The 25297-nt window shown below is 44.9% G+C and carries 27 protein-coding genes and 1 pseudogene; 21 read left to right on the top strand and 7 right to left on the bottom strand.

Going from position 1 to position 25297, the window contains the following annotated elements; translation table 11 throughout:
• Positions 1–266: 266 nt before the first annotated feature.
• The 11 genes from AAA952_RS09235 to AAA952_RS09185 all read left to right on the top strand — a co-directional run bounded on the left by AAA952_RS09235 (position 267) and on the right by AAA952_RS09185 (position 9860).
• Positions 267–611, top strand: coding sequence for an ArsC family reductase (locus AAA952_RS09235; protein WP_219251551.1), 345 nt, complete (start codon positions 267–269; stop codon positions 609–611).
• The gene (gene dapE, locus AAA952_RS09230) at positions 611–1750 is read left to right on the top strand and encodes a succinyl-diaminopimelate desuccinylase (RefSeq protein ID WP_338256585.1); all 1140 of its coding nucleotides are present in this window, start codon (positions 611–613) and stop codon (positions 1748–1750) included. The genes AAA952_RS09235 and dapE overlap by 1 nt, the downstream gene beginning before the upstream one ends.
• Complete coding sequence (locus tag AAA952_RS09225) at positions 1744–2457, top strand: M15 family metallopeptidase (RefSeq protein WP_263167278.1); 714 nt, start codon at positions 1744–1746, stop codon at positions 2455–2457. Before dapE ends, AAA952_RS09225 begins: the two co-directional genes overlap by 7 nt.
• A 111-nt stretch (positions 2458–2568) precedes the next feature.
• A complete protein-coding gene (locus AAA952_RS09220; protein ID WP_338256333.1) occupies positions 2569–3399 on the top strand; it encodes an alpha/beta fold hydrolase in 831 nt (276 codons plus the stop codon).
• 324 nt (positions 3400–3723) lie between these two features.
• Positions 3724–4902, top strand: a complete 1179-nt coding sequence (locus AAA952_RS09215) for a porin (RefSeq protein WP_338256330.1) — start codon at positions 3724–3726, stop codon at positions 4900–4902.
• A 10-nt stretch (positions 4903–4912) separates the two neighbouring features.
• Positions 4913–5350, top strand: a complete 438-nt coding sequence (locus AAA952_RS09210) for a phosphate ABC transporter substrate-binding protein (protein ID WP_338256329.1) — start codon at positions 4913–4915, stop codon at positions 5348–5350.
• Between the two features lie 304 nt (positions 5351–5654).
• Positions 5655–6272: a carbonate dehydratase gene (gene can, locus AAA952_RS09205; protein WP_028760064.1), complete on the top strand. Its 618-nt coding sequence runs from the start codon at positions 5655–5657 to the stop codon at positions 6270–6272.
• A 193-nt stretch (positions 6273–6465) separates the two neighbouring features.
• Complete coding sequence (kdnA, locus tag AAA952_RS09200; RefSeq protein WP_028760065.1) at positions 6466–7653, top strand: 8-amino-3,8-dideoxy-alpha-D-manno-octulosonate transaminase KdnA; 1188 nt, start codon at positions 6466–6468, stop codon at positions 7651–7653.
• Positions 7654–7673: 20 nt separating this feature from the next.
• Positions 7674–8744, top strand: a complete 1071-nt coding sequence (gene kdnB, locus AAA952_RS09195; RefSeq protein ID WP_028760066.1) for a 3-deoxy-alpha-D-manno-octulosonate 8-oxidase KdnB — start codon at positions 7674–7676, stop codon at positions 8742–8744.
• A gap of 97 nt (positions 8745–8841) precedes the next feature.
• On the top strand, positions 8842–9579 hold the full coding sequence (gene kdsB, locus AAA952_RS09190; protein WP_012197229.1) for an 8-amino-3,8-dideoxy-manno-octulosonate cytidylyltransferase KdsB: 738 nt from the start codon (positions 8842–8844) through the stop codon (positions 9577–9579).
• Positions 9580–9626: 47 nt separating this feature from the next.
• On the top strand, positions 9627–9860 hold the full coding sequence (locus AAA952_RS09185) for a DUF2897 family protein (RefSeq protein WP_338256323.1): 234 nt from the start codon (positions 9627–9629) through the stop codon (positions 9858–9860).
• A gap of 187 nt (positions 9861–10047) precedes the next feature.
• Here AAA952_RS09185 and AAA952_RS09180 read toward each other — a convergent pair whose 3' ends face one another.
• From AAA952_RS09180 to AAA952_RS09170, 3 genes are all read right to left on the bottom strand, one after another.
• A complete protein-coding gene (locus AAA952_RS09180) occupies positions 10048–10515 on the bottom strand; it encodes a hypothetical protein (RefSeq protein WP_113939600.1) in 468 nt (155 codons plus the stop codon).
• Between the two features lie 347 nt (positions 10516–10862).
• The gene (gene trhO / locus AAA952_RS09175; RefSeq protein ID WP_311998444.1) at positions 10863–11867 is read right to left on the bottom strand and encodes an oxygen-dependent tRNA uridine(34) hydroxylase TrhO; all 1005 of its coding nucleotides are present in this window, start codon (positions 11865–11867) and stop codon (positions 10863–10865) included.
• Positions 11868–11914: 47 nt separating this feature from the next.
• Entirely contained in the window at positions 11915–12088 is a 174-nt protein-coding gene (locus AAA952_RS09170) for a hypothetical protein (RefSeq protein ID WP_198573292.1), read from the bottom strand.
• A 144-nt stretch (positions 12089–12232) separates the two neighbouring features.
• Here AAA952_RS09170 and AAA952_RS09165 point away from each other — a divergent pair, with 144 nt between their 5' ends.
• Entirely contained in the window at positions 12233–12889 is a 657-nt protein-coding gene (locus AAA952_RS09165) for a glutathione S-transferase (protein WP_263178398.1), read from the top strand.
• 187 nt (positions 12890–13076) lie between these two features.
• Positions 13077–13274, top strand: a complete 198-nt coding sequence (locus tag AAA952_RS09160; RefSeq protein ID WP_028760072.1) for a hypothetical protein — start codon at positions 13077–13079, stop codon at positions 13272–13274.
• 132 nt (positions 13275–13406) lie between these two features.
• Here the strand turns inward: AAA952_RS09160 and AAA952_RS09155 are convergent, their stop codons facing one another.
• Together AAA952_RS09155 and AAA952_RS09150 are read right to left on the bottom strand one after the other, a co-directional pair.
• Positions 13407–15164, bottom strand: a complete 1758-nt coding sequence (locus tag AAA952_RS09155; protein ID WP_105252613.1) for a SulP family inorganic anion transporter — start codon at positions 15162–15164, stop codon at positions 13407–13409.
• Positions 15165–15347: 183 nt separating this feature from the next.
• The gene (locus AAA952_RS09150; RefSeq protein WP_338256311.1) at positions 15348–15974 is read right to left on the bottom strand and encodes a LysE family translocator; all 627 of its coding nucleotides are present in this window, start codon (positions 15972–15974) and stop codon (positions 15348–15350) included.
• A 92-nt stretch (positions 15975–16066) separates the two neighbouring features.
• Between AAA952_RS09150 and AAA952_RS09145 the strand changes: the two genes are divergently transcribed.
• Entirely contained in the window at positions 16067–17425 is a 1359-nt protein-coding gene (locus AAA952_RS09145) for an aminotransferase-like domain-containing protein (protein WP_338256309.1), read from the top strand.
• Positions 17426–17632: 207 nt separating this feature from the next.
• Here the strand turns inward: AAA952_RS09145 and AAA952_RS09140 are convergent, their stop codons facing one another.
• Both AAA952_RS09140 and AAA952_RS09135 read right to left on the bottom strand, forming a co-directional pair.
• Positions 17633–19540 carry a cation:proton antiporter gene (locus AAA952_RS09140; protein ID WP_338256307.1) on the bottom strand — a complete coding sequence of 636 codons (1908 nt, stop codon included), beginning with the start codon at positions 19538–19540 and terminating at the stop codon, positions 17633–17635.
• 508 nt (positions 19541–20048) lie between these two features.
• Positions 20049–20468, bottom strand: coding sequence for a PRC-barrel domain-containing protein (locus AAA952_RS09135; protein WP_028760076.1), 420 nt, complete (start codon positions 20466–20468; stop codon positions 20049–20051).
• A gap of 285 nt (positions 20469–20753) precedes the next feature.
• Here AAA952_RS09135 and AAA952_RS09130 point away from each other — a divergent pair, with 285 nt between their 5' ends.
• The 7 genes and pseudogenes from AAA952_RS09130 to AAA952_RS09100 all read left to right on the top strand — a co-directional run bounded on the left by AAA952_RS09130 (position 20754) and on the right by AAA952_RS09100 (position 25180).
• The gene (locus AAA952_RS09130; protein ID WP_081729035.1) at positions 20754–20915 is read left to right on the top strand and encodes a DUF3309 family protein; all 162 of its coding nucleotides are present in this window, start codon (positions 20754–20756) and stop codon (positions 20913–20915) included.
• Between the two features lie 38 nt (positions 20916–20953).
• Complete coding sequence (locus tag AAA952_RS09125) at positions 20954–21295, top strand: BON domain-containing protein (RefSeq protein ID WP_131525779.1); 342 nt, start codon at positions 20954–20956, stop codon at positions 21293–21295.
• Positions 21296–21399: 104 nt separating this feature from the next.
• On the top strand, positions 21400–22098 hold the full coding sequence (locus AAA952_RS09120) for a Crp/Fnr family transcriptional regulator (protein ID WP_105252418.1): 699 nt from the start codon (positions 21400–21402) through the stop codon (positions 22096–22098).
• 122 nt (positions 22099–22220) lie between these two features.
• Positions 22221–22987, top strand: a pseudogene (locus AAA952_RS09115) (Crp/Fnr family transcriptional regulator).
• Between the two features lie 381 nt (positions 22988–23368).
• Positions 23369–23545, top strand: coding sequence for a hypothetical protein (locus tag AAA952_RS09110; protein ID WP_249195714.1), 177 nt, complete (start codon positions 23369–23371; stop codon positions 23543–23545).
• A gap of 346 nt (positions 23546–23891) precedes the next feature.
• The gene (locus AAA952_RS09105; RefSeq protein WP_028760080.1) at positions 23892–24314 is read left to right on the top strand and encodes a DUF4398 domain-containing protein; all 423 of its coding nucleotides are present in this window, start codon (positions 23892–23894) and stop codon (positions 24312–24314) included.
• Entirely contained in the window at positions 24314–25180 is an 867-nt protein-coding gene (locus AAA952_RS09100; protein ID WP_338256296.1) for an OmpA family protein, read from the top strand. The genes AAA952_RS09105 and AAA952_RS09100 overlap by 1 nt, the downstream gene beginning before the upstream one ends.
• The last annotated feature ends 117 nt before the right edge of the window (positions 25181–25297 follow it).

Raw genomic sequence — 25297 nt, 5'->3', positions numbered from 1 at the left:
AATCCTTTAAAAGCGCATTGACCTCAATGCTTAAATCAAACTGATTTTAATGAAAAAACAATATATACAAGGCACTTAAGTTAAACAAGTGTTAAAAAGTTAAACCAAAGCAAGTCACCAGCGATTATTATCTCTAGAAAATTAACGTTTTATTAATCACCAGATATCAGCAACACATCCCACTTGTGACATGCGACGCACAATGCCACAATGCCAGTAAAATCAATGCTTGCAAGCCAAGCGTCCATCCACACTGGAGCATCATTTTGACCCTCTACGGAATTAAGAATTGCGATACAGTGCGTAAAGCACGCAAATGGATTGAGAATCATCAACTTCCAGTTCATTTTCATGATTTTAGAGATGACGGCCTACGTCAAGAAGACCTCGAATTATGGTGTCACACCGCTGGCTGGGAAACCGTATTCAATAAGCGCAGCACGAGCTTTCGTGCGCTCAGTGATGCAGATAAAACCGATATTGATCAAGCCAAAGCCATTCAACTTATGCTGGCGCAACCGACACTGATCAAACGCCCCGTCTTAGTCGTCGGTGAACAAGTGCTAATTGGCTTTGATGAAGCCGCCTATAAAAGAGTATTCTCAGTATGATGCCAGCCGACAATTATCCCGTTACAGAACTAACAAAAGCGCTGATCGCCCGCCCTTCGGTGACACCGCTTGATGAAGGCTGCCAAACCTTAATGGCTGAAAGACTCAGCGCCATCGGTTTTAATATCGAACCTATGGTATTTGAAGACACCACCAATATGTGGGCTCGCCGTGGTAATGAAGGCCCCGTTTTTTGTTTTGCGGGTCACACAGACGTTGTACCAACGGGCGATGTGAGCCGCTGGCACACGCCACCTTTTGTGCCCACCATCATTGATGGCTACTTATATGGCCGCGGCGCAGCGGACATGAAAGGCTCACTCGCTGCTATGGTGATTGCCACCGAACGCTTTGTGGCTAAACACCCCAATCATCGTGGCTCTATCGCCTTTTTGATCACCAGCGATGAAGAAGGTCCATTCATCAACGGCACGACGCGAGTCATTGATACCTTAGAAGCGCGCAACGAGAAGATCACTTGGGCATTAGTCGGCGAACCCTCATCAACCCTAAAGCTGGGCGATGTGGTCAAAAATGGTCGCCGCGGCAGCTTAACTGGCAACTTAACCGTGAAAGGCATTCAAGGCCACGTGGCCTATCCACACCTTGCCGATAATCCAATCCACAAAGCCGCACCTTTCTTAGCCGAGCTAAGTCAGATGCACTGGGATAATGGCAATGAGTTTTTCCCCCCCACCAGCTTCCAAATCGCCAATATTAATGGCGGCACGGGCGCATCGAATGTGATCCCTGGTGCACTGGAAGTGATGTTTAACTTCCGTTACTCCACCGAAGTGACCGCCGAAATCTTGATTGAGCGAGTTGAAACTCTATTGAAAGCCTATGAGCTAGATTACGATATCAGCTGGATTTTCAATGGCCTACCATTTTTAACCGGTGATGGCCCGTTATTAGATGCAACCCGTATCGCGATCCGCCAAGTCACAGGTTATGAAACCGATCCGCAAACCACTGGCGGCACATCAGACGGTCGCTTTATCGCGCCAACGGGCGCCAAAGTGTTAGAGCTTGGCCCTATCAACGCCACCATTCATAAAGTGAATGAATGCGTTAAAGTGGACGACCTTGAGCAGTTAGCCCTGTGTTATGAAGTCATTTTGGAACAATTACTGTGTTAGCACATCTGAAGATCCGTCCCGAAACCGCAAAGCTTTACGGCTTAAGCTCCCCTGAATTGGTGGATTATTTAAGCCCGTATCACCTTGGTTATCATAGCTTTGGGTTAGAGGAGAACACAGCTATCGCCTTTAAGTCTATGGCGGAAAAAGCTGAAGATGCGGGCATAAAACTCGCGATTTGCTCGGCTCATCGTCCCTTTGAACGGCAACTGGCAATTTGGAATGCCAAGGCTAGCGGTAAACGCGCGGTATTGGATGCCAATGAGTTACCAGTCAATATTCAGGGCTTAAGTGACGATGCCATAGTTGACTTGATTTTGCTCTGGTCGGCGTTGCCTGGCGCTTCACGCCACCATTGGGGTACCGATCTCGATGTGTTCGATGCGGCTCAAATTGATGTTAAAGCCCTGCGCCTTGTTGAAGCTGAATATGTTCAGGGTGGTCCCTGCGCTAAATTACATGCTTGGCTGGTAGAAAATGCCCATGATTTTGGCTTTTACTTCCCGTTTCAGCTGGGACAAAGTGCGGTAAGTCCTGAGCCTTGGCACATCAGCTATTTCCCTGTAGCACAGTTATTGTTGCCACAATTCGATCGTGCCGAACTGGCAATCCTGTTAGAAAACAGTGATATGTTGCTAAAAGATGCAGTACTCGCCCGATTAGACAATCTAATAGATGAATACGTGCTGCGTATCGCTCAGCCCTAATCACGAAATACTCGCAAAGATCAGTCAACACAGGTTAAGCATAGCGCTATATCGTCAAATGGGCGCCAAAATGCGGTTTAACACAATGATATATTTGATAAAGTAGGTTTTATGGATTTTTCTTCACACCGTCAGCAGCTTGTTATTGCCGATCGAAAATTAAGTTACCTTGATGTCGGCTCAGGCCCTGTATTGTTGTTTGGGCACAGTTATTTATGGGATAGCGCTATGTGGGCGCCTCAAATTGCCACCTTAAGCGCCCAGTATCGCTGCATAGTGCCTGAACTTTGGGGCCATGGTCAGTCAGATTTACTGCCCAATAACTGCAAAACGCTACTCGATATTGCCGATCAAATGCTTGAGCTAATGGATGCTCTTGAGATAACTCACTTTAGTGTTGTCGGACAATCTGTCGGTGCTATGTGGGGCGCAGAATTGGTACTGAAAGCACCAACAAGAGTTAAAACCCTCGTTATGCTCAACAGTTTTATCGGCTTCGAACCCGAAGTCACCCGTGCGAAATATGATGGCATGCTGGATATGATTACCGCCGCTAAGGCGATCCCTGCGCCGCTGATCAGTGCAATTTTACCTTTATTCTTCGCCAATGATGCCGCGAATAACACTCCCGAACTGGTTACGGGCTTTGAACAGTCCCTTGCCAGTATCACAGCGGAGCAAATCCCCACGATAGTTAAACTTGGACAAATGATTTTTGGTCGTCGCGATACCATGGAATACGCCGAGCAATTGACGCTGCCCTGCCTCATCATGGCTGGCGTGGAAGATAAGGCCCGCAGCGTATTGGAAAGTTACCTGATGAGTGATGCCATTGACGGCAGCCAACTTGTGCATATTCCTGCAGCAGGACACATATCAACTCTCGAACAAGCGGAATTTATTAACCAACATTTAGCCGATTTTCTGGCTAAACATTATTAATCAATTACTAAATCTACGCTTCAAGGTGCGAAAACTCGCATCTTGAAGATAAGTATTTCTACTTAGCACATGTTACTAAGATGTGCTTATATCAATATTGCTCACCCATACTTAATTCCTATTTTATGGATAAAAACATTAGGCTTTACTTTATTAAAGTCTGTTATTGAGCACGCCTCGTTTCATTAAACTCACCTGTGAAACCTCTATTAACAAGTAAAGACCTTGTTTTTGTTCCAAGCGGCTTAAAAATGTTGCACAAAGGTGAAATCTACTAATTATCAACTACCTTTATACTGTATTCCCTCAACAAGGTATTCTGCCATGAGAAAAAGTACAGTTGCCCTCTGCGTATTCAGCACACTTTATATGCCGTCTCTTTATGCCGATGTTCAAATAAATGGATTTGCCTCTATTGTCGCGGGCTCGAGTCTAAGTGACGATAAAAGCTATTATGGTTACGATAAAGAACTCGATTTTAATAATGATTCCAAAGTTGCCTTACAATTTACCGCCGATCTTGGTAGTGGCTTAAGAGCGACTGCACAAGTGCTATCCAGAGGCAGTAACGATTATAGCGCTGAATTCGAATGGGCTTATATCTCCTATGACATCAGCGACAAACTTATGCTTATGGCAGGTCGCCAACGTTTTAATCTCTATAAATACTCCGATTATATTGATGTAGGCTATGCCTATCATTGGATCACTCCGCCCCGCGGAGTTTATTCACTGCCATTTAATTCAGGTGAAGGTGTAGGCTTAGTTTATGCCGATTTATGGGGAGATACCGAAGTAGGTTTGACCTATAAATACATTACCACTTCAGTTTCTGACTACTCGCCTACGGGTTCATCAACGCCTCCTGCGCCCTTCTCCGCCGAGGGCCACATAATGAACTTTAACTTTGTAACCTATGGGTTTGAGTACGGTTTAAATATTGGCATAGTCACCGATTTCTCCTACGAATTACCCGCACTGCTTGGCTTAGGCAATGCAATTTCTCAAACCGGACTCTTTACTCAGCAAGTGGTTGATGATCTTTTACCAATTAATGACAGCGCGTTACTCATTGGCGCTAACGTTAAATATGATGCTGAAAAATGGTTTATTTTGGCCGAATACACACGAATTGATGTCGATCCCAGTAGCTTTAATATTCAAGATTCAGCCTTTGTTTCCGGCGGGATCCGCTATCACGATTTCACCTTCCACTTAACCTACGGTATTGATAAAGGTGAGCCCCAATACGATGCCTATGACGCTATGTTACCTGTTTACAATGGTCTGCCACCGGCAAACCAAGCTGCACTCGAACCGCTTGTTTTTGGAACACAAGCGGCGCTTGAAGCACAGCAGGAAGACAGCGCCTACTACATCATAGGCACCCGCTGGGATTTCCATCCTTCTGCCGCACTGAAACTAGAGTACACCAACTACAGTAACGACAAACCGTCCTCCGATGAACAGTTGCTGAGTATGGCAATAGACTTAGTTTTTTAAGGAGTTAAGCATGAAACTATTAATAAGTTCTCGGTTGATGATAAAAACCTTAGTCGCCAGTGTGCTTCTACTTGGCAGTGCCTGTGTTCAAGCCGAAATTGCCGTCGTGGTGCACCCTTCTAATACGTCAGAAATTAGCGCTGCGGATATTTCACGGATCTATTTAGGCAAACTCAAGTCTTTCCCCAGTGGTGGCACTGTCGTCGCACTCGATCAACCTGAAGGCACGCCCGCACGTGATGCATTTGTTAAACAGATCCTTAATAAAACCGAGAGTCAGTTAAAAGCCTATTGGTCAAAACTGGTCTTTTCAGGCCAAGGTCAACCGCCCAAAGTCGTCGACTCCAGCGCTGAAATGCTCGCATTGATTGCCGCCAATCCCAATATGATCGGATTTGTTGACGTCAGCGAAGTAAACAACAGCGTGAAAGTGATCAGTAAGTTCTAACCCATACGGCATCATCCTTGTCCGCCTTAATCTGTGGCGGACAAGGTTTCCACTCAGCATTAGCGCGATATAAACAACAAACACACTATCAAAATCAAATGGTGCTTGAACCCTCAGAGAGGGCTTATCCATTTGCAGTACTATTAAGAAAAAATAATCTCGATTTTTCAATATCCTGATTCAAACCTTAATTGGATAGACCAGCAGAGCCAAATTTGCTGGTATACTCTTGCTAAAAATGTGCTGCTTGCATGAATTAGAGCATGAGAAGACATTTTATATGTCAATAAAACAATAGGTTAAAATGAAACTACTCAAACCTTTATTCGACAATAACCGCCGCTGGGCCGGACGTATACGCCAAGAAAATCCTGATTTTTTTGAACAATTAGCGAAACAGCAACATCCTGAATACCTGTGGATTGGCTGCTCAGATAGTCGCGTACCCTCAAACCAAATCATTGATCTTATGCCCGGTGAAGTCTTTGTTCACCGTAATATCGCCAACATGGTGATCCATACCGATCTTAACTGCTTATCTGTACTGCAATACGCCGTCGATGTGCTCAAGGTGAAGCATATTATGGTGGTGGGTCACTACGGCTGTGGTGGTGTGCGCGCGGCCATGGGTCAGCAACGCTTAGGACTCATCGATAACTGGCTCGGGCATTTACGTGATATCTATCGTATTTATCAGGAAGAATTACAACAGATGGACGAAGCCAAACGTTTTGATCGCCTGTGCGAGCTAAACGTGATTGAGCAGGTTGCTAATGTGACCAGTTCAACCATAGTGCAAGAAGCTTGGGATCGCGGCCAAGAAGTGGCGGTACACGGCTGGATTTACGGCATTGATAACGGTTTACTGACAGATTTAGATGTCACGGTTGACCGTGAACATGGTTTAGCCAATCCACGCTAACGGCCTGAATGTAGGCTTTCAACACCCCGCTGAGTGTCATCAATGCTCAGATAAAACCTGCCACTGTGCAGGTTTTTCTTTTTCCATGACAATTTTCAGCAATAAAACATCGCAAGGGTCTATTACGCCAGTTATAATCCGCCAGTTAATTGCAGGCGACCTATGCGCCACAAATTCTAAGGAGATACCTTCCATGCCCGGTTTTGAATTATTTGGTCCTGAAGAGAAGCAGGAAGTCGCTGACGTTATGGAAAACGGTTTTACCTTCCGTTACAACTTCGACCATATGCGTAATGATCGCTGGAAGACGCGCGATATGGAGCAACTGCTTTGCGAGAAGATGAACGTGAAGCATGCTCACCTTTTATCAAGCGGTACTGCTGCGCTGCAAACGGCCATGATGGCTGCAGGCATTGGTGCTGGCGATGAAGTTATCGTGCCACCTTTTACCTTTGTAGCCTCAGTTGAAGCGATTTTTATGGCAGGCGCGATTCCGATTTTTGCCGAAATCGATGAGACATTGTGTTTATCTCCAGAAGGTATCGAAGCCGCGATTACCCCACGCACTAAAGCGATTAACTTAGTGCACATGTGCGGTTCTATGGCGAAGATGGACGAGATCAAAGCCGTCTGTAAAAAACATAACTTACTGATTTTAGAAGATGCTTGCCAAGCCATTGGTGGCAGCTACAAGGGCCAAGCGTTAGGTACTATCGGTGATGTGGGTTGTTACTCATTCGATTCAGTCAAAACCATCACCTGTGGTGAAGGTGGCGCTGTGATCACTAACAACACAGAAATCTACAACAATGCGCACATGTTCTCAGATCACGGCCATGACCATATTGGTAAAGACCGCGGCGCAGAGTCACACCCTATCATTGGCTTGAACTTCCGTATTTCGGAAATGAATGCCGCCTTAGGGTTAGCGCAGTTACGTAAACTCGATACCATTATCGATATTCAACGTAAAAACAAAAAGACCATTAAAGATGCAATGGCCGCTATCCCAGAAGTCACCTTCCGCCAGATCCCAGATCCAGAAGGCGACTCGGCTGGCTTCTTAACCTTTATGTTGCCAACCGAAGCGCGCACGCAAGAAATCAGCAAAAAACTGGCTGAAAACGGCGTTGATGGCTGCTTCTACTGGTATGTAAACAACTGGCATTATTTGAAAAACTGGAAACACATTCAGGAGCTTAAGGCATCTGCTGCGTTGCCAATCACATTAATCGCCGACAGACCTGACTATACTCAAGTTTCTGTGCCTAAATCCGATGCCATTATGAGCCGCACGATTTCTATGCTCATCAAGTTGTCTTGGACCGATGCTCAGATCGCCGAGCGTATCGAAAACATCAAGAAAGCATTTGCCCAATAATTCTACGGGAGTTTGTTGCAATGAGTTTTAAGAATTTTAAAGTAGTTGAAAAAATGATCTTCGGCCGTGGCTCATTCGTCCAATTGGATGAAGTGTTAGCTGCTGAACGTAAAACCGCCGACGACTTCGTGGTGTTTTTAGTCGATGACGTGCATCAAGGCAAAGCCCTTGAGGGCCGCATTCCAGCTAAAGCACAAGACATGATAATTTGGGTTAACGTTGATGAAGAGCCAAGCACAATTCAAATCGATGCCCTGACTGAACAAGTTCAAGCTTTCAATAGCAAACTGCCAGTGAGCGTCGTAGGTTTAGGTGGCGGTTCAACCATGGACGTAGCTAAAGCGGTATCGCTGATGCTGACCAACCCAGGTGGCTCTGCTATGTATCAAGGTTGGGACTTAATCAAGAACCCAGCGGTACACCACATTGGTATCCCAACGATTTCTGGTACTGGTGCAGAAGCGTCACGCACCGCCGTATTATGTGGTCCAGTACGTAAGCTAGGCCTGAACTCAGATTACACAGTATTCGATCAAATCATCATGGATTCTGAGTTAATCGAAGGCGTAGAAACGGACCAGTGGTTCTATACAGGTATGGATTGCTATATCCACTGTGTTGAATCTTTACAAGGTACCTTCTTAAACGAGTTCTCTAAATCCTACGCTGAAAAAGCGATGGATTTATGTCGCCAAGTGTACTTAGACGACCACGTAGAAAAAGACGACAAGCTAATGATGGCGTCTTTCATGGGCGGCATGAGCATAGCTTATAGCCAAGTGGGTGCCTGTCATGCGGTTTCTTACGGTCTGTCCTATATCCTGGGTTACCACCATGGTATCGGCAACTGTATCGCCTTTGACGTGTTAGAAGAATTCTATCCAGAAGGTGTTGAAGAGTTCCGTCTGATGATGAAGAAACATAACATCACGCTGCCGAAGAACATCTGTAAAGATCTGCCAGACGAAACCATAGCAAAAATGGTTGCCGTGACTAAGAGCATGGGTCCACTATGGGCTAACGTTTACGGCGCGGGTTGGGAAGAGAAAGTCACAGATGAAATGTTGACTGCCCTGTTCCGTCGTATCTAAGCTCTAACACATGTTAAAAGGGCTCAATTGTGAGCCCTTTTGTCTATATGCATTGTATATCTACACTGTATATCTTTGATAAAATTAGGATAATTTGATGAATGTGACTCTGTTAATCCCGGCTCGTTACGGTTCAAGCCGCTTCCCGGGCAAACCCTTAGCCCCGATTAACGGCAAGCCAATGATCCAACACGTGTATGAACGCGCGTCGTTAGCCAAAGGCCTCACCAATATTTACGTTGCTACCGATGATGATCGCATTAAAGCGGCTGTTGAAGGTTTTGGCGGCAAAGTGGTCATGACCAGCCCAGATGCAGCCTCGGGTACAGATCGTATCAATGATGCAATAAACCAACTGGGACTAAAAGATGACGACTTAGTGATCAACCTACAGGGCGATCAACCTCTTATTGACCCAACCTCTATCGAGCAAGTCATCAGCCTCTTCGAGCGTCACCCTGGTGAGTTTGAAATGGCCACCTTAGGCTTTGAAATCGTCAATAAAGCCGAGCTTGACGATCCTATGCATGTGAAGATGGTGTTCGATAACAACAACTACGCCTTGTATTTCTCTCGTTCGCGTATTCCTTTTGGCCGCGATACTCAAGATTACCCCGTTTATAAGCACTTAGGTGTGTATGCTTATACACGCAAATTCGTACAGGCCTTCGCCGCCCTACCATTAGGTCGTCTAGAAGATCTGGAAAAACTCGAGCAATTACGTGCATTAGAATACGGCCATAAAATCAAAATCGCCATTAGCGCCTTTGATTCTATTGAAGTGGATACGCCAGAAGACATTCGTAAATGTGAGCAACGTTTAGCGGTTGATTAATCGCTCGTGAGTCTTGCGCGCGAGTCTATTCGAAACAGGAGCTGAGTATGTCGACCTTAGAAGTCTGGATCATTATTATTTTGATCGTCGGTGTCATCGCCAGCAATCTTGCTGCGTTGAAGTACAGTGCTAAGTTCAACCTGCCGCAGTTCGGTCAACATGGTAAAGATAAGCAGATAAAGTCAGATACTGCCAAGCCTTCGGCAGTAGACAATGATGCCGATGCGGCTTCAAACAAGCCAAGTTCAGCGGACTCAGAACCCAATAAAGCAGATAAGTAAAACTGAGCCACCTAGGGGCTAAACTCAATGGCGGCTTTTAAAAGTGAGTTTAAAGATGGCTCTTGAACACGCCTTTTAAAGACTACGCTATAAACACTGAGCAATGACGCTCGCAAACATAGAAAAGGCGCCACAGGCGCCTTTTTTGTCTCTCAAATAACAAGCTAGTCAATGCCACTCATCAGCCTTAGGCTTTTTTTGCTGATGTGCGACTCAATGGCTGCTCCTCAAGGTGCGCCACTAAAAAGACTAAAAAGCGAAACAGGGATTTAATCTTAAGATCATGATTTTTATTGGGCTCAGCCGCGACTAACTTCTGCAGCGATTTGATTCTAGCGTAAGCATTCTCGACTAAAGCATCGTTCTCTTTACCGACATATTTATTAAACTCGGCAAATTCACCAATAAATTTCAGTGTCACTTTACGGTGATTTAACGCAGTGAGTGTTGCGCCCTCTTTCAGTTTTGCCTCAAAAATACTGCATTCTAAACCGCTGGCGATCGCACTTTGCGACAAACCGCTGCTTAAGGCATCGGCCAGAAAACCCAAATTGGCTTTTAACTCGAAGGCAATCGCCTGCTTACTGGCGCTCGATTGCTGCCAGCGACTGCGTTCCTTATCGAAAATATCGTATAGTTCTTTCCAAATGCTCATGCGCTTTGCCTACCTTGCACTTAATCGCTCCCTTTCGTGTTATAGCACTCGACTTTTTTTAAATGCTAGCGTTGTTAATACTAACGTTTTTAATACTAGCGACTGAAAGTTATCATAAATATAAGGTTTTCGGCATAGCGCTATGATAAATAATAAGTTAAATAATGGCCTAAAAGCACATTCACGCTAAAACTAAAATCTATATAAAAAAATGGCCCGAACGAGTCGGGCCAGAGTGCAAGCCATATTCACTGTGAGAGCCATGTGAAAGCTGCCTGAGTAAGAAACGAGCTCAGTACGAACTCATGACTAACTCACTCACTACTCATCTAATGACATATATAAAGTTAAAGCACTTGCGATTTTTTCGCGTTATTTTTCTCGGCGGCGAGTCGACGCTGCGCTTCTTTTTTCTCGCGGCGCGCTTCAATCACTTGATTCACATCGCTGCCGATATGCGCTTCGTTACGGGCTTTTGCCAGATTCACTTGACGCTCACGCTCAACGAAACGTTTACGCTGCTCGTCAGAAATTTTATCGATACAATGTGGGCAACTGACACCTTGCACATAGGCAGGGCTCTGTTTTTCAGCTTCAGTGATTGGCATACGGCAAGCATTACATTGATCGTATTGGCCTTTCTTCAAGTCATGATTTACCGCAACGCGGTTATCGAACACGAAGCACTCGCCTTCCCACAGGCTTTCTTCCGCTTTGACTTCTTCAAGGTATTTAAGAATACCGCCTTCGAGATGATAGACCTCGTCAAAGCCTTGCTCTTTTAAATAAGCAGTTGATTTCTCACAGCGAATACCGCCAGTACAGAACATGGCGACCTTCTTATGTTTAGCAGGATCAAGATTTTGCTTCACATACTCAGGGAATTCTCTGAAGGTTTCAGTCACAGGATTAATAGCATTTTTGAAAGTGCCGATTTGCACTTCATAGTCGTTACGGGTGTCGACTAAAATCACGTCCGGATCAGAAATCAGCGCATTCCAATCTTGAGGCTTCACATAGGTGCCAACCACTTTAAGTGGGTCAATACCTTCGACGCCCATAGTCACGATTTCGTTTTTCAGCTTGACTTTAGTGCGGTAGAACGGCATTTCATCGTCAAATGACAGCTTGTGAACGATATTGTCTAGGCCATTTTGGCTATTAAGCCACACTAATAACGCTTCAATTGCTTCTTGAGTGCCAGCAACTGTGCCATTGATCCCTTCACTTGCGAGGAGCAGAGTGCCTTTGATCTCGGCCTGTTCCATCATAGCGAGTAATGGCGCTCGGATAGATTCAAAATGCGGTAACGACACGAATTTATATAACGCACATACGACAACTTTAGCCATAACACCCTCTTTGCTGGCTGGAACTTAATTTCCAGTGCATAAACAAATCAATCATCTGCAGCCTTGCTGCAGATCCCAAAAATAGCGCGGAATTCTACCTGAGTCACAGCAAGATAAACACAGATAAAATACAGGGTCTTTAATTCTTTACGCACAGTGGTGAGAAAAATCATTCTATGATGGCAAATTAAGCAGAAATCCCAGTATGAAAGCGTTACCATCTGCGCCCTTTGAATATTGCATGATTGGCACGCAACATTCGCATTGGCATACTCGCGTCGTCAATAAGCATACATAAACATGCTGACGTCAGCTTTAGTCGCATCAACTTCCACGCATGGCGCCGCACAGTAGAGGAAATCCGAATGACTCTAGCCGTCTTATACACTTTTCGCCGTTGCCCCTATGCAATGCGAGCACGTTTGGGACTCTTGTTAGCCCAATGCAATGTTGAAGTCCGTGAAATCACCCTTAAAGCCAAACCACCACAAATGCTAGCTGCCTCACCTAAGGGTACTGTGCCGGTATTAGTGCTAGCAAACGGCGAGGTGATTGCCGAAAGTCTTGAGATCATGCGCTGGGCACTCACGCAAGCAGACCCCTTAGATCTATTGTGTCAGCAAAATCCTGCTATTGAAGATAAAATGGCACAGCTTATCACGCAAAATGATCAACAATTTAAACCATGGCTTGACCGCTATAAATATGCCGACCGTTACCCTGAGCAAACGCAAGCTTATTATTATCAGCAGGCGAGTCATTTCCTCCTGCAACTTGAAACATGCTTAGGGCAACACCCCTTTTTAGTCGCCGATACACCTCGCCTTGCCGACTACGCAATCGTACCTTTTGTACGCCAGTTTGCCGCAGTGGATCTTAAACGTGCACTGAGTGATGATTTTCCGCGAGTCGCCGCTTGGCTAAATCGACTTATTTCGAGTGAAATATTTATTCGTGCGATGGAAAAATATGTGATCTGGGACGCTAGCCATTCTCCAATTTGCTTGTTAGGAGACGTGTAAGCCAATAAGATTTAAAGATTATTTTTATTTTATGTTATAGCCATCGGTAAAATATTCGAGTAAGGTATTTGCCACTAGGTACCTAATTTAGCTAATCGTAGCTAGACAATATTCTCAAGAAAAGTAACCACGCCTAAAGACTCAAGGACGTGAATGATAGAACACAAGGATAAGACAGTTGGAAAATATGGATATTAATATCGTTATTATGCTTGGGGGCCTGGTGCTATTGCATTGTCTATTTGCCCTTCGGGCCTTCAAAAGTAAAGTGGATCTCAGCACCAACAAAAAGTGCTTATGGTGCCTACTGAGTCTGATACTCGGCCCTATGGGTTATTATGGTTTTCACGGTTTTATTCCCCTAGATAGAATTCTCAAAGACTAAACGGTAAAACTGAATACCTTCAAAAAGCTAGTCATACCATTGATTTACTTATCAAATTAAGACAAAAAATAGCGCAACCTTAAGCTGCGCTATTTTATGACCCAGTTTAATCAAACAAGGCATTACAGTTAACTACAAATGACTGTGCAACAATACCGAGTCATCAGGAACTTTTTGGATCACAGGCGCTTGCCCTTCAGCCAAGGCTTGTTTATAGCTTTGATTCATTTTAAGGGCGAGATACAAATCTGGCCGGATCAAAATACCACCTTCCCCTGTCTGCATGCCCGCTTGCTCAAACCAACTCAGCATCTGCCGTTTACGTCCCGCAAGCACTAAACGAACGCCACGTTTTTTAAGCAGTTGATGTAAATCAGCCAACATGGCCATCACACTTAAATCCAAATGGGTAAAACAAGGCACTGCATCAATAATGATGCAATCGACCGGCTCAGATTCCCGAATAAACTTTTCCAGTAAACGGCGCTTAAAATACGTCGCATTAAAGTAAGTTAACGGTGAATTAAAGCGATATATAAATACTCCTGGAACCGATTTAGCTTTACCCGATTCATCGACACTGCGGATAACGCCCTTATGATCTAAACCAAGCACTTGATCCGTAGGCCGCATCACAGTAGCAAGGAACTGGAATAAACCCAGTAATACAGCCAAGGTTATCCCAGGGATAACCCCAATAAACAACACGGAGAACAAGGTGATACAGGCAAGTAAAAAAGCAGACCTATCCCGCACTCGTAGATTCCACAGTGACTTTAAATCGATAAGCGAGATTGAGGCAATCACCAGCACCACACCTAAGGCGGCACTGGGGATGAACTTCAAAGGCGCAGTGAAAAATAGCGCCACAACACCAATCAATACCGCTGCAATGATAGACACTAACTGGCTCTTACCACCATTGGCATCATTAACCGCAGTACGGGAATCCGCGCCGCTCACCGCAAAACCTTGAGATATAGCTGACGCTATATTGGCTATACCTAACGCCCTGAACTCTTTATCGGCATCTATATCGTAACCGTTTTTTGCCGCAAAACTTCGAGCCGTCAACATCATGCTCACAAAGCTCACCATGGCTAAGTTAAGCGCTGGTACCACAAGCTCACGGGCGATACCTAAATCAAATACAGGCGCTTGAAATGAAGGTAATCCTGAGGTCACTTCTCCGACGACGCTAATATCAAAGCTCGTCAGGTTAAACACCCAAACAAGGAAAGCCGCCATCGCCATGGCGCACATAGAAGCTGGCCATTGGGGACGAAACCGTTTCACTAAGGCATAAGTCGCTAGCGTCACAATCCCCATAGTCAATGTCGGCCAATGGGTTTTGGATAAGTAGGAAGGCGCACCGCTGAGGCGTTCGATTAGATAACGCTCATCGAAGGTAAAACCGAAGATTTTTGAAAACTGTCCCACGATAATGGTAATTGCAACGCCATTAAGCAACCCCATCAAAATCGGCTTTGATAGAAAATCGGCGAGCACCCCCAGCCTAAAACGACTCGCAATCAAGCACCAAAAGCCTGTCATGGCCGTCATGGTCATCACTAACTGCCAGTGCTTCATGCTATCCCCTGCAGCTAGGGGCGTGACAACCGCGGCGATAACAGCACAAGTCGCCGCATCTGGACCCACGATTAATTGTTTTGAGGTGCCAAATAGTGCGTATACCAACATTGGCAATACGCAGGAATACAAACCCACGGCAGCATTCACTCCTGTGAGTTGGGCATAAGCAATCGCTACGGGTAATGCCACAGCGGCAACGGATAAGCCTGCGCGCACATCATCCCTAAGCCATTGCTTTTCATATTGTAATAATTGCGCCAATCCCGGCATAAACGAAATCAAACTAGGGAACTTCACTCGGCAACCTCCATATACACACTATCAAGATAAGCAACAAGTATAACTGAGACTGAAAATGTTCAGCTAAAAGGCCATTACCTAAAAAGCCATCAATAGTATGTTGGTTATGGCATAAAGCCAATCATTACGCGAGTGTCTTCCTCAGAATATTTATAGGGTTAGCACTTAATTCAAGCCAAGCTAGCGTAATATCATAGGTAATGACACTAAGAGCAAGCTGCCCATAAACCAATTAAAATGGCGCTTACGTCTATCGGTATTGAGTTTCCTACTGATCGCGGCACCGACAAATACCCAAGTAAATGATGCAGGAAATCCCACTATGTTGAACATTAATACGCCAAGAAACGCACTCAACCAAAAGCCATCGCCACTTAATGTAAAAGCGCTACACAGGGTAATCGTCGACATCCAAGATTTAGGGTTAATCCATTGAAATAATGCAGCTTCAATGAGCGTCATAGGTTTTCGTCCATCATCCAAATGCGTGCTCTGCACTGGCGACGTCACTAATTTGTACGCGAGATACAGCAAATATACTAAAGCGAAATATTTCAATACTTGGTGCAATACCGGTAATGCTTCAAACAAGGTACCGAGGCCGAATAATACCGCAAGATGTAAAGAGGTCGAACCCAAGCGGATCCCTGCAATATGTGGCACGGTACGCAGCACACCAAAATGCGCTCCAGAGCTAGCTAAGAGAATATTGTTCGGTCCGGGAGTCATTGTCATCGTCGCGCAAAACAGCGCGGTCGAGGCCATTAAAGTCCATAATTGTGGATCATAAAGCAGTGCAGTATTCATATTCGCCTTAAATTGTATGCATACATTTATTGACATAAAAAGATGCAACAAATAATATACGGAGAATATTAGAGATCAATGGATTTATTGTCATGGGTACAATCTGGACGCCAGACCTAACGACTTTTTCAGGCCCGAAATATCAGCGCTTAGTCAGTGCCATAGAACAAGGCATTTTGCAGAAGGTGTTAACCCAAGGCAGTAAACTGCCACCGCAGCGCCGTTTAGCTGATGCCTTAGGCATCACAATTGGCACTGTGACCCGCGCCTATACATTGGCGGAACAAAGGGGTTACGTCGAAGCACGAGTGGGAGATGGCACCTATGTCAACGCCTCCCCTGTACCTGAAATGGGTAACGTACAATTGAATATGGCGACCTGTCAGCAGCCACTCACAGATCAAATCAGCACCCTAAGCGATTGCCTCAGCCAATTAGCGAAAGACCCCACTAAGTTGAGTCAGTTACTCGGTTATCGCGCCAGTCCATTAGATCAACACCAACAAGTGTTCCACCAGTGGTTAAAACAACGCGGCATACAGCAAACGCCCGAGCAACTGGTCTTTACCCATGGCGGCCAGCAAGCCATTTTTGCCTGTTTGAGCGCATTTTTATCAACTGGCGATGTACTGTTACACGAGCAATACAGTTATCCCGGCGTGAGAATTTGTGCTAAACAGCTTGGTGTCACTAGCGTTGGAGTGCCCCTTATCCACGAAGGATTAGATCTGCCGCGCTTTGAAGCCCTATTACAGATCCACAACCCTAAATTAGTCTATCTCACACTGAATAATCAAAACCCCACTTGCATTCAGTACAATGAATCACAGCGGCAGAAAATCCTTGAATTATCAGAGCAATATCAATTCTATATCATTGAAGATGACGTGAATTATTGTTTACCTGAAGAATGGCATTCGCCCCTGTGGCAATTAGCAAAACAGCTGGCGATCCCAAGGGTGATTTATATTTCCAGCCTGTCAAAATTGTTTTCTGGCGGCTTAAGGCAAGGTTTTATTCTGGTTCCTGACCCCCTTATCGCCCAAGTGCGACTCGCTATTCATAGCCAATGCTGGATGGTGTCGCCGCTGAACATTGAAATTGCCTGTCAGTTGATAAAGAAAGGTCATATCACTGCAGAACGAGATACGCTCGTACGTCAACGTCAAAGTCACTGTATCGCCATGGGCGAACGACTGGGATTAACCCAAACTTGGCGAGGGTTAAACGGTTGGATACAACTGCCAGAAGATATCAAAGCCCATCATCTCGTTACCGCACTGGCCGCAAAAGGCATATTAGTCCGTAATGGTGATGACTTTAATTGCCATGACAATTTTATCCGCTTGAGCCTTGGTGGCGCCGAAAACGACACTCAATTCAATCTCGCGGTTGAATGCATAGAATCGACCATACGTTCCTTAGTGCAAAATGCTTATTCAGTAGTGTAATGACTGCTTGTATAAGAGCTAACTTTCTGCATAAACATGGCTTTCTAGCCAAGTCATTTTAATACTCTTTTTTGGGATGTAATCTATAGCTGCAGTAAGATTGGCCATAAAACTCACGCAGCTATGATGCCTTGAATGTGCTATTTGAGAAATATTTTTCAGCTAGTCAAAAAATATTTCGATAATAAATTTCTTGGTAACAATAACTTACCCAATAGCGTCATCACCTTCACTTTCATGCTCTTCCGTTTTTACCTTTGCTAAAGCAGATTCTGCTGCTTTTTCTTGGGCTTCCCGCTCTGCAATTGCTTGCTGCACTTTGGCTTCTTCTAAAGCTTCAATTGGCAATAGACTGATAAGCTCAATGCCATTCGGAAATACGGTATCATTACCCGAAACAACGACGACCTTACTTTCTTTCGTCAGGTAAACCAGTGGTATTGCCGTCTCACCGTAACGTTTACGAAAATGTTCAAAGCTGAAGTTTTCGGTTAAATTCGTTACTTTAAGTTGAGCGCCTTTCGCCATTAGGCTGGCTATCTTGGCATACGACACTGCATCACCAAACAAACATAAACGTTGCTTATAACTTTCAGAGAGCTGGTGGCGTGCACTGCCTACTTCGGTATTATTAAGACCAAAAACTTTTTTAGCACCAAAAAAGTCTTGGAAATGAAAGCTCACTAACGGGTTTAACTGTCGGTAAGGTGAAATAATCAACACGCGGCCAATTCCAGTTAAATCCATATAGGTTTCAGCATGTTCCGAAACAGGATTACCAAAATACACTGGAATATTATCCATACGCGCAAGGCGAATGTTATCCCAGTTATTATCAGCCAATAGCACTTTGACATCTTTGGCTTTTAAAATTTTAGCTAACTCTCTGGAAAATTTAGAGGCACCAAAGATCAATAAACCTTGGGCAGAATCGGCTTTAACCCCAAGAAATCGTGCCCAACGTCCCGCCGTTAAACTTTGGACCACTACAGTGCCGATAATAATTAAGAACACTAAGGGCACAATTGCATCTGCGCCCTGCACATTGTTGGCTTCTAACTTGATTGCAAATAAAGAAGATACCGCCGCGGCCACAATACCTCGAGGGGCAATCCAGCATAAAAACCACTTATCCGCTTTCGACAGAGATGTGCCTATACCAGAAGCCCAAATACTCAGCGGTCGTGCCAATAACATGGTCACAGCTAAAACACCCAGTCCACCCCAGCCTAAGCCGAGCATGGCGTTAGAATCTAATCGCGCCGCCAGTAAAATAAACAGTGCAGAAATCAACAGTACGGTTAATGTTTCTTTAAATTCAAGGATTTCAGCAATATCCACACCACGCATATTCGCAAGCCAAATGCCCATAACCGTCACAGTCAATAAACCCGATTCTTCTTGTAATAGGTTCGAGCCGACAAAGATACCCAGCATTAAGGTCAAAACGGCGGTATTACGCAGATAGTGTGGCAATAGGTTGTGTCTTAAGATTTGTCCCGTTAGATAACCCGCTACTGCGCCAAGTCCTAATCCGAGGGACAACATAGAGCCTAAGGCATAGAGCACATGCGTCGTTTGATCGCTAGCAACGGTTATGTATTCAAAGACTAACACTGCGAGCAGCGCACCTATTGGGTCAATCACTATACCTTCCCAACGCAAAATACTCGCCAGCTGGGATTTAGGACGCACACTTCTGAGCATTGGCACGATAACCGTAGGTCCAGTCACTACCACTAGCGCCCCAAAGAGCAATGCAATTTCCCAACTAAAATCCAGTAAATAAAAGGTGGCCGTACTGATACAGGCCCAAGTGATCACGGTACCGATAGTCACAAGATGTGTCACCATACGACCATGATCTTTGATTTCTTTGAAGTTAAGAGTCAAAGCCCCTTCAAATAAAATCACGGCGACCCCGAGGGAAATTATCGGAAAAAGCAAATCACCAAAAATCGCATCAGGATTGAGGAATCCAAGCCCAGGGCCTAAAGTGAGCCCACATAGCAACAAGGGTAAAATCGCTGGTAACCGCAGTTTCCAGCCAAGCCATTGACAAAATAACGATAGCACTCCAATTAGCGCTAGCATGCCAGTAATGTGTTCAACCATATAAATCCTTTAGATAACTGAGCTAAATACTAATGAGCTTAGCTTTAATGACGCAGATGACAACAGCATGAACAGTAAGCTGAAATTATCTATTCGATATATCCACTGTTAAATATGACTCTTCCCTCATCACCTATGGAGAAAAATCAAGAAAACGGAGCAATCTAGCGACATCAAGTAAAATAAGCTGTAGTACAAATCCGAAAACATCAGATTTACCTTAAATAGGGATTTAAACTTAAAATAGAAAAACAAAAAAGCCTTATCTTTCGACAAGGCTTTAATCATTTGATGAAGCGAAGACATTGATCAGCGATACACGCTAGTGACTTTCGATAATACGCTAGCTCAAACTTTTATCGTTATTAGGTGTCAACCATGGCGATAAGCAAATTCCTAACAACTAAAATGCGTGTGGGCCCTACTCACTTGATAGACACAACCACACTTATACATATTTACTGAATCCAAATAATAACGCAGGGGATAAATCCCCTGCTTAACACCATTAATCCCTACGGCTACCGTAGTAATCGTGCAGTTCGTTTTCCCATTCAACATCTTTCATATTGGGCCAATGGCCTTTGTCAAAGCCCGGCGCCGTTTTGAGTCGCTCTAATGATATGTCCATGACAAAACATTTTTGCTCATGATTAAGTGTCAGCATCTTCCAAGGCACTGCAAACAGCTTTTCTCCAAAACCAAAATAAGTACTGAACGACAGTACCGCATACCCGACGTGGCCCGTTTCCACTTCAAGCATAATTTCTTTGATATCCCCTAAGGTTTCACCAGAATTATTAACAACATTATTGCCGATCAGTGTTTCAGCGCCCATCAGATATGGGCCGGGTCCTTGTGCCAATGATGGAGAAGCGAACTGTGGATTGTTGTAAATGCCGTAAACATCGCGATCATGATAATTCATGTTGTTGACCTCTTTATTAGCGCAGCCCATGAAACTGGACAACGGAATAAGTGAAATACCAAACGTTGGTTTCGAATTGAACATGTCCGTCATTGGACATAAGTTAGAGTATGCATCTCTACAATCACTCGCTCTGTTCGGCATACCGCTTATCAGGTAATGCAAATGTAAACACATCGACTCGTCAGATCCCTGTAAGTGCGCCACCGTACCGACATCCCATTTACTACGGCACAGACTCATGTTACCCAGTGCAAAATTGCCCCGGTATCAGGAAGATTAGCCATGTCAATTGCGACTATTTTATTGATTATTTTAATTTTGTTATTTCTCGGCATGCTCCCCACTTGGCCCCATAGCCGAAACTGGGGTTATCGTCCTGGTGGACTTATAGGCATAGTGCTACTGGTGCTGATTATATTGCTGTTAACGGGACGCGTTAGCTAATGCCCCCATTTTTACTCTTTATCAAAAAGGATAATCTGATGAGAACAATTAAAATGTTAAGTATCTTCCTGCTAGCTCTAGGCTTAGTCGCCGTGGCCAGTTGCAGTTCTGCATACAACAAAGAAGGTACTGGCGAGTATTTAGACGACAGTGTGGTCACCACCAAAGTGAAAGCTGCCATTTTAGGTGATAAAAACTTAAGTGTGGCCGAGATTAATGTTGAAACCTTTAAAGGCGTGGTCCAGCTCAGCGGGTTTGTTAAATCGCGTGAAGATATCAATACTGCGGTAAAACTAACAAGCAAAGTCCCCGGCGTAATTTCAGTCAAAAACGATATGCAACTAAAATCTGGCGCACCTTCACCGCAACTAAACAACTAGTCATTTAATCTCCATCATTCCGCAGCCCCATTCTGATGCTGCGGCCCTTCTTTTTGCAGCAGATTTTCTGGTGCCAAGTCAATGCCACCACAGGTTGAACCGCTATGCCCACTCAACACCAAGACACATTAGCCCCACAAATTCAGAACCGATTAATCCGTCATCTGCCAGTGGTGGAACAAGCGGATTTATTATCGCAAGCTGAGTTAGTCCAACTTAACTTTGCCGACTTACTGTGCAAGCCTGGCGAGTCATATCAATATGTCTATTTTCCCTTAACGGCTTTTATTTCTTTGATTGCTAAACTCCCCAAACATCCGGCATTGGAAATGGGTTTGATTGGTTACGAAGGTATGCTTGGGGCGACGACTTTGCTGGGCACTCGGCAAGTGCCTTCAGAGGCGATCATCCAAGGTTCTGGTCAAGCTTGGCGGCTCCCCATTGAAACCTTTGAAGGCTTACTCGCTCAAAATACCAATCTGAAGCAAATAGTAGAGACTTATCTATACACCTTGTTATGCCAATTATCACAAAATGCAGTCTGTGCCCATTTTCACTCCATTGAGTCTCGGCTAGCACGTTGGTTGCTAATGAGTCACGACCGAATTCAGACTGATGAGTTATATCTAACTCATCAATTTTTAGCCGACATGCTGGGTGTTAGGCGAAGCAGTATTACCGAGGCCGCAGGCAATTTACAGACCCGAGGCAGCATTTCATATAATCGTGGGCGATTACATATTCTTGATCGGCAAGCTCTACTTGCCCGTTGCTGTAGCTGCTATCACTCAATGCGCACTTAAGTGCATATTGTCCACTCAACGATTCAAAAAACCTGCCATTATGTTCGCTACCGTACATAGCATAGGTGTTTCTCGCTGTAACCTGAGTTAGCGACATCACCAAACAAGGACACGCTATCATAATGGACACACTAAAACTGAAATCTGTATCAGAGCGCCCGCCACCGGAAACTCACTTCCCGCCAGAATCCAATCGGTTGTTATGTGAATTGCCAGAAGAAGTCAAACAACGTATTTTCCCGCATCTGGAACTGGTTCCATTAGAACTCGGACAAGTGGTCTGTGAAGCAGGCTCAAAGCAGCGTTATGTGTATTTCCCGCTGGACTCGATTATTTCGCTACTATATGTGATGGAAAATGGGGCATCCGCTGAAATTGCCGTCGTTGGCAATGATGGTATGGTCGGCGTTGCCCTGTTTATGGGAGGAGAAAGCACCACGAGTCGCGCTGTAGTGCAAAGTGCTGGCGTTGCCTATCGCTTGTTTGGTCAGCGGCTTAAAGACGAATTTAACCGTCATGGCGCCCTGCTCCATCTGTTACTACGTTACAGTCAGCTACTGCTGACCCAAATGGCCCAGACCGCGGTTTGCAATCGCCACCATAGTATTGAACAGCAACTGTGTCGTTGGTTATTGCTTTCGATAGATAGATTGCCCGATGATCGCGTGTTAATGACACAAGAATTGATTACCAATATGCTCGGCGTACGCCGTGAAGGTGTCACCGATGCGGCAGGAAAACTGCAACGCATGGGGGTAATCAATTACAGTCGTGGGAATATTGTAGTGGTAGACGCGCGTTACTAGAACAAACCTGTTGTGAATGTTACGCAGTCGTTAAGCAGGAATCTGAACGGCTGATGCCACCTCAACAAGCGCAGCAAACATAAACGTACTGTGGATACAAAAATACACATAACGGATGGCTAGACCACTCGTACAACAGCCATTCTATCGTTATCCCATATTCCACTTCAGTACTACAACCACACTGGTATTGCAAACCATAAACAAGAACAGGCAGTCATCAACGCCCGACACGCCAACATGGCGCAAACTGATGCTGCCTAATATCCGAAACATTACCTTTATAATCAATGTATTATTATTGATTATATCGGCCCACTCAGCAAACAAAAAACGTGCCGAGCGGCCAATATTGCCATCACTAATCCCATGCGCGCTAACGCACAGACGTTCAATATTTAGCAGGTCATGCTGAATGTACGGTTCATGCACTCTTGCACTACACCGGGTTACTTGAGGTTTATATGAAAAAATTCACAGAACAACATAAATCCATCGATAACGATGCACAGAATTCCGACACCAACAAAGCCAATCCTCCCGTCGTAGCCCGCAACCGTCAGATGATCAAAGCCACAGTTGCGGATAAAGCTAAACAAGACGTGGATACCAGTAAAAGCACACAAAATAAGCGAGGTTGAAGAACTTAAATCAAACAACAAGGAAGGTAACTGGACTGAAAAAGAGCCAAATCATCACTCGTTAGACTAGGACGTGACGAACAAACAGGGAAAAGTTTCATTGATTAAGTGCAAAAACTAAACCTTGCAGTAACACACTGCGTTTAGCTCAAGCCGATGCAATCCTTACTGTGTCGGCCCTCTTTAACTCAGAGGAGTAGATCATGAATTTCCGTGGCGTCAAATTACTCACTCATACCAACTGGCTCAAAAATGAGGCTATTCACCAGCATATTTAACTGTGCATGGTGGAATAACAAACCTAAAGACCACACTCTGGACACTGTTTCCGAGAAAGGAATTTCAAATGAACATCAATAAAAATCAACAACCACAGCAATATTCAATCGGTCTGCAGCGAGCCAAACACTTCTTATTAGCAGGTTGTATTGCAACAGCGCTCGTGGGCTGCAGTTCAACGCCATTGACTAAGACCGCAGAAATGGAACGAGCTGAACACACCATTGCCCGCGCTGAGCAAGCAAGAGTCGGCCAATATGCCTCAAATGAACTGGCACAGGCCAGACTTAAACTTCAATCTGCAAGCAGCGCATTACTCAATATGGACACTGTTAGCGCCGATCGTTACGCCATAGAGGCGAGCCTTGAGGCCGAATTGGCCCAAGCTCGCGCTGAGCTGGCACAAGCCAATAGTGTCAATAATGAAATGAAAAACAATATCAGCATTCTGCAGCAAGAAATGTTACGCCGTTCAGGAGGAATTCAGTAATGAAAAAACCTATCGTTTCATCGGGTCTGCCTTTACGTTTTAGCCGCCATTTACTGGCATATAGCCTAATCCTAACCACAGTAGCAGCTTGTAGCAGTACGCCCAAAATAGCTGAAGGCATCGGTGATATCCGTACAGAACTTAATAAACTGCAAGCGAATAATGAACTGGCAATTTTAGCCCCTGCTGCAATCAAACGAGCAGAAGAAGCCGTTCGCGCTGCTGAACAACCAGTAAAAGATGAGCAACAATCACAGCACCTAGTGTTTGTTGCCGATAAGAAAGTCAATATTGCCTTAGCTCAAGCGCAGAGCCGCTTTGCCGAGGATCAACATAAAGTCCTCGCCAAAAAACGCGATGACGCCAGATTAGATGCTCGAACCACTGAGGCCAATCAAGCCCATCAAGATGCGCGCCTAGCCCGTGCTGATGCTGCAGATGCGCGTCAGGAAACGACCGAACTGCAAGCCCAGCTCACATTGCTGAATGCCCGTCAGTCAGAACGTGGTTGGGTCGTAACCTTAGGTGATGTCTTATTTGACACTGCCAAAGCGGATCTTAAGTCATCGACCAGTCAACATCTAACCAACCTAGCGAACTTTCTGAACAAGTATCCCGCGCGTGGTGCCATGATTGAAGGGTATACAGATAGCGTAGGCAGTGAACAATACAATCTGGGTTTATCGCAGCAACGAGCTGATAGTGTTAGCCATTTTCTACAGGGAAAAGGGATCCAATCCAATCGGCTCAGCAGCCTAGGTAAAGGTGAAAGCTCACCTGTTGCCAACAATGAGTCCGCCAGTGGCCGCCAGCAAAACCGTCGGGTTGAAGTCATCCTCACCGACACCGCACAGGCTCCACAGTAGCTATCTTAATCCTATTAAGATTTCAGCGTGATCCTTGAATCGAGTCTCATCGCTAATAAGATGAACGGTGCAGAAATTAAGGAGATCAGTAAAAAGCAAAAAGCCCCATCTTTCGAT

The sequence above is a fragment of the Shewanella sp. M-Br genome (genome assembly GCF_036245925.1).
GTDB classification, from domain to species: Bacteria; Pseudomonadota; Gammaproteobacteria; order Enterobacterales; family Shewanellaceae; genus Shewanella; species Shewanella oncorhynchi.
This window is presented reverse-complemented; position numbering and strand designations above follow the sequence as displayed.